Below are 573 nucleotides of genomic sequence, written 5' to 3'. Positions count from 1 at the left end.
CATCTTTTTTACCGTCGAGGAGCCAGTGGGATTGTTCCATCCGTTGCCACATTTCGCGTCCGGCTGGTGCGTAAATTTCTTTTTCGATAAGTGTGTTACTCAGGTTTTCACCTTTCTCGTTGTACATGTAACCAGAGATAGCGTGCTTACCATCTGGAGTCAGGTAGATGGTGACGCCCATATCCTGATACTTTCCGAGATAACCTTTCATTCCTCCGGGGGCATCGAACGTTTTGATGATTGTAATGCCCTGTTTTTCAATCGCTTTTACTGGAGCAGGAAGTTCCTCTGCGAAGGCGATTGCATGAAGCAGAGCCAGTAAAAGTATCTTTTTTAACATTAATTTGTCCTTTTCAGTCAGTGCAAAAGTCGAGTAAAAGGCATAACCTATCACTGTCATAGGTAAGAGCTTAGATCAGGTGATTGCCCTTTGTTTATGAGGGTGTTGTAATCCATGTCGTTGTTGCATTTGTAAGGGCAACACTCAGCCTGCAGGCAGTCGCTGAAGATACCAAAGGGTAGTTCAGATTACACGGTCACCTGGAAAGGGGGCCATTTTACTTTTTATCGCCG

General features: G+C 44.9%; 1 protein-coding gene. It reads right to left on the bottom strand.

Annotated features, from left to right (window positions below; genetic code table 11):
* Positions 1 to 340: thiol:disulfide interchange protein DsbG (gene dsbG / locus E2K52_RS14595; RefSeq protein ID WP_151205704.1), on the bottom strand; the 340-nt coding region annotated here is incomplete at its 3' end.
* Between the last annotated feature and the right edge of the window lie 233 nt (positions 341 to 573).

This window comes from Acinetobacter sp. RF14B (assembly GCF_006864105.1).
Lineage (GTDB): Bacteria > Pseudomonadota > Gammaproteobacteria > Pseudomonadales > Moraxellaceae > Acinetobacter > Acinetobacter lwoffii_C.
The sequence above is the reverse complement of the archived record's forward strand: the minus strand, read 5'-3'. Positions and strand labels throughout refer to the sequence as shown.